Origin of the sequence: Yoonia sp. (genome assembly GCF_036007805.1) — a bacterium.
Lineage (GTDB): Bacteria > Pseudomonadota > Alphaproteobacteria > Rhodobacterales > Rhodobacteraceae > Yoonia.
Genome location: NZ_DASYOK010000285.1, coordinates 1 through 3,510, shown reverse-complemented (window position 1 = coordinate 3,510; position 3,510 = coordinate 1). Strand labels below are relative to the sequence as shown.

At 59.6% G+C, this 3,510-nt stretch carries 7 protein-coding genes; 3 read left to right on the top strand and 4 right to left on the bottom strand.

Annotated elements, in window-relative coordinates; genetic code table 11:
* Window positions 1-19 precede the first annotated feature (19 nt).
* Window positions 20-322, bottom strand: a complete 303-nt coding sequence (locus VGP75_RS15170; RefSeq protein ID WP_327544462.1) for a hypothetical protein — start codon at window positions 320-322, stop codon at window positions 20-22.
* A 108-nt stretch (window positions 323-430) separates the two neighbouring features.
* Here VGP75_RS15170 and VGP75_RS15165 point away from each other — a divergent pair, with 108 nt between their 5' ends.
* Window positions 431-1,024, top strand: coding sequence for a DUF4893 domain-containing protein (locus VGP75_RS15165; RefSeq protein ID WP_327544461.1), 594 nt, complete (start codon window positions 431-433; stop codon window positions 1,022-1,024).
* 13 nt (window positions 1,025-1,037) lie between these two features.
* Here the strand turns inward: VGP75_RS15165 and VGP75_RS15160 are convergent, their stop codons facing one another.
* Window positions 1,038-1,643 carry a hypothetical protein gene (locus VGP75_RS15160; RefSeq protein WP_327544460.1) on the bottom strand — a complete coding sequence of 202 codons (606 nt, stop codon included), beginning with the start codon at window positions 1,641-1,643 and terminating at the stop codon, window positions 1,038-1,040.
* Window positions 1,640-2,206 carry a lysozyme inhibitor LprI family protein gene (locus VGP75_RS15155; RefSeq protein ID WP_327544459.1) on the bottom strand — a complete coding sequence of 189 codons (567 nt, stop codon included), beginning with the start codon at window positions 2,204-2,206 and terminating at the stop codon, window positions 1,640-1,642. The genes VGP75_RS15160 and VGP75_RS15155 overlap by 4 nt, the downstream gene beginning before the upstream one ends.
* Window positions 2,207-2,369: 163 nt before the next feature.
* Here VGP75_RS15155 and VGP75_RS15150 point away from each other — a divergent pair, with 163 nt between their 5' ends.
* Window positions 2,370-2,909, top strand: a complete 540-nt coding sequence (locus tag VGP75_RS15150) for a hypothetical protein (protein WP_327544458.1) — start codon at window positions 2,370-2,372, stop codon at window positions 2,907-2,909.
* Window positions 2,910-2,937: 28 nt separating this feature from the next.
* Here VGP75_RS15150 and VGP75_RS15145 read toward each other — a convergent pair whose 3' ends face one another.
* On the bottom strand, window positions 2,938-3,255 hold the full coding sequence (locus VGP75_RS15145; protein ID WP_327544457.1) for a hypothetical protein: 318 nt from the start codon (window positions 3,253-3,255) through the stop codon (window positions 2,938-2,940).
* Here VGP75_RS15145 and VGP75_RS20640 point away from each other — a divergent pair.
* A complete protein-coding gene (locus VGP75_RS20640) occupies window positions 3,161-3,391 on the top strand; it encodes a CobW C-terminal domain-containing protein (protein WP_414727812.1) in 231 nt (76 codons plus the stop codon). The genes VGP75_RS15145 and VGP75_RS20640 overlap by 95 nt on opposite strands.
* The last annotated feature ends 119 nt before the right edge of the window (window positions 3,392-3,510 follow it).

Genomic DNA, 3,510 nt, shown 5'->3' with positions numbered 1-3,510 from the left:
GGCGCGGAATACGCAGCCCTCAGGGCGCGGCAGTTCTTTGGCGTGCAGCAGATGCCGGCGAGGCAAGGCATAGGGCAAACGGGTTCCACAGGCGGCACAGGATCCACAGACTCAGGGTCAAAAATGCTGGCGCAGCTGGCGAGATTGGGACGGCTTGGGCGACGGTGACAGCTAATAGCCGCCGATCAGCATGTTGGGCAGCATTCACCGAAGCGGCCACCGACCAGCGCAGTTGCAGCGGCAAACGGCCCACAGCGCCCTTGACGCCATCGAAAGGCCAAAGGATCGCCTGATCTGCGCCGCTGGCGGCAAGCGATGGCACGTCTCCTACCCAGGCCCAACTTTTCACCTTGGTCGGATAACCGCCCTTGTGTCGGGCTCAGTCACGCGGCACATTGAAACAGGGGAACGAGATGGAGTACGCGAGCCCATGACGAAATTGGTATTGTCTGCCGCTGTGTCATTCACGCTCGCAATCTGTAGTTTGGCGATGCCCACGCTTGCGGATGGTGCAATTGTCGGCCTGATGTCAGAAGAGGATACACGGATCCTTGAAGAGTTCGACGCCCACCGTGAGGCCGCAATCGCTACCGCGATGGACGTTTCGGATGAAGTGACTACCAGGGTGCTCCGGCAGGTTCTTGCAAGTAACGTCCTGTCCTTCGATGGCGGCTATGATCCGAGTGGTGATTGGCGCTGCCGTTACATCAAGCTCGGCGGAGATCCGGGGCTCACAGTGTATGGCTGGTTTTCTTGCCGGATATTCGATGATGGTGCCGGATGGGTGATCCAGAAGACCGATGGCTCCCAGCGCAGCATGGGGAGGCTTTATGACTTGCCGCAGGAAAGGCTGCTGTATCTGGGGGCAATGCATTACGCGTATGAGGCGCCGATCTGGTTCGGTGATGACCCTGCGCGCAACCAGATGGCGGTTTTGACCCGACTCGATGATGGGCGCATGCGGCTTGAATTCCCCGCACCCTTGTTCGAGTCTGAGTTTGATATCTTGGAATTCGCTCCCTGAACAGGCGTAACGCTTACGGCAGGGCGGTAATACTGGCAGGGTCAAACATCGGGCGTTCCTGACCCTCTTCGACGAAGATCACGCGATCTGGCCAGCGCATGTCAGTCATGAAGTAACGGACGCCGTGGGTAGAGGCACCGTAGGGCCCGCAGGCTGGGTCAGGAATGTCCCCTGAAACCGTGGGGCTGAGCGCGGCCTGACCCATGGGTGTGAGAACGTGGAAGGCCATGGTGCGCGGTGCCGGGCGAAGGGCAATGGCCTGCCAGATGCAGGCGTGGTTTGCATCCAGAGATCCTGCATCGACAAGTGTTTCGCTGAGCGCAGCAATGCTTGCTCCGCTGGAGAGGGTAAATGCCTGCACCGCAAGGCCGATGACAGTGTCGTCATTCTTGGTCACGAATGCCGCGATGTCGTCATCCCACATGACTTGCCATATGGCGCCGTTGAAGCGGCAGGTTTCAGCCCAGAGCCCGGTGTTGCCGCCATCGCGCCAGTGCCATGAGCAGTTGTGAGCATCCGTTTGCCAATCAGGCATCGCCGGCAGGCTGCTGCCATTGGCGTGCCCGATGGCCGGGGACATGACCGCAATAATCGCGGTGGTGATCGCTGCGCGGATCATTGCCCCCACCACCCTTCCAGTTTCAGGGCTTGCCGTGCGGTCTCCTGCATGTGGCATGCCATGGTGCCAGGTCCACCGCCTGTGCCGCCCATCCATTGCGCCTGCTCGTAGAGACATGATGCGTTACGGAACGCGATCCATGCCTGGTGCATGGCGCGAAGGCTCTCTTCTATCGAGGCGGCTGCCGACCCGAGCTCGCGCATCTCGGCGTCCTGTTCCTTTGCTATCGCCACGCGCCCAGCGAAAGCCGCACTGAGTCGCCCGTCCCAATAGCCACGCTCGCCATCAAGGCACTCCATCATCCCGATGGTCGTGTCACCGCCGGGTGTCATCATACAGGCCACCGCCGCGCGACCAACACAGTCCAGAACCGCATGGCCCGAAAGCCCAGGAGAGGTCGCATGGGCCTCGCTGACACAGGTCTCCGTAGCCTCCGGGGAGAACACCGGTTCCGCTAGCGCGGACGCTCCCATCGTGAGAGTACCAGCCAAGATGACTGGGCCGAGCATAGCCCCCCTGCGGTTCACTGGCTGCCGTGAGCGTAGTTTTCTTTCGTATGCCATGTTTTATCCCTTTTGACCCCACTCTCCTTCACCGGTAAGAAAGGTCAATAGGGCAGGTCGTCTAAGGTGGCCAAAATGCCCACAAAGACCGTGATGCGGATGCCCTTGGTCTGCAGTGCTGGTCGGGTTACAAGAAAACGGGTGTTTCGAGGATGATCCTCTGATGGCAGATATGCAAAACGATGAAATTAGTGCGAGAACTGGGTTTCCAAATCGTATCGTGACATGCCGCATAGCTGAGGCTGGCTTGGAAATCCTGCGCGATAGCCACAGCTCACGGATCGGCTATGATGCGTTCGCTGAAATCCGCTTTGATCGACGTGGATCGGGGCGGGCTGTTCTCAGTGTCAAAACATCGGAAGGCGCGACAACAACTTTCAGATCTGTGCCTGAAGCCGCGGCAGCCACGGAGATCGATGATTTCGTGAAATCGTTGCTGCACCGCGTCGCATGTGTCTCGCCAACAACGCGGTTTGTGATTGGGCCAAGTCGACTGCAATGGGTGGCTTCCTGGGTCGGGGTGCTCGCATCCGGCGCAGTTTTGCTGTTTGCTGCTTGGAGCCTGTTGGTTGACCAACATTTTGGGCCTTTGCTGCTTCCGGTTGGGATTGCACTCGTCAACTTGGCTGTCGTGCTACCGATCGTGCGGTCCGGCAGACCTCATCATTCCTCGGCAGCTGACGCACCAACAGCGTTTAGTTGAAAGATTTGCGCAGTATCTGACCTGGGCGTTACGATGGGCTCATTTTCGGCATGATGCGGGACATCGCAACTTTCCGCAGCGTTCCGTCTGCGATCAGCCCGTCACGGTTCCAGTCCGGTGCGCGCAACCAATCGTTATAGGCGCGCCGTGCAGCCCCGATGTGCTCCGGGTGCGGGGAGAAGGTGACAGGGTATGCCAGAACCTCAACGCTGCGCCATTTTCCGCAGGTCAGGGGCCGTTCAGTGACGACGATGATGCTGGACATCTGGATCGAAACCCAGATCGCCGCCCGCGGCCCCGACATCCTGCGCCTCAAGGCGGTGATCTGGGCCGACAGTTTTGACACGCCCTTTGTGATCCATTGCGTCCAGCACACCATCGACCTACCTATCCGCCTTGCCCCTCGGCTGGCGAGGATCGCCAGAGCCGTGTCGTCAGCACCGACCGCAATCTGCAGAGAGAGGCCTTGCTGGACAGCCTGAAAGTGCTGATGACACGGCCGATAGTGCACTCGCTACCAGCCTGAGGTGAACATCCGCTTCTGTGGATACCTGCAACACAAGAATGAAACTGCGAACGACTGTTGCCCCCCCCCCCCCCC

Excerpts from the sequence above, each read along its gene's own strand:
- VGP75_RS15165 (WP_327544461.1), top strand. The coding sequence starts at position 431 with ATGACGAAATTGGTATTGTCTGCCGCTGTGTCATTCACGCTCGCAATC.
- VGP75_RS15160 (WP_327544460.1), bottom strand. The coding sequence starts at position 1,643 with ATGATCCGCGCAGCGATCACCACCGCGATTATTGCGGTCATGTCCCCG.
- VGP75_RS15155 (WP_327544459.1), bottom strand. The coding sequence starts at position 2,206 with ATGGCATACGAAAGAAAACTACGCTCACGGCAGCCAGTGAACCGCAGG.
- VGP75_RS15150 (WP_327544458.1), top strand. The coding sequence starts at position 2,370 with ATGGCAGATATGCAAAACGATGAAATTAGTGCGAGAACTGGGTTTCCA.
- VGP75_RS20640 (WP_414727812.1), top strand. The coding sequence starts at position 3,161 with ATGATGCTGGACATCTGGATCGAAACCCAGATCGCCGCCCGCGGCCCC.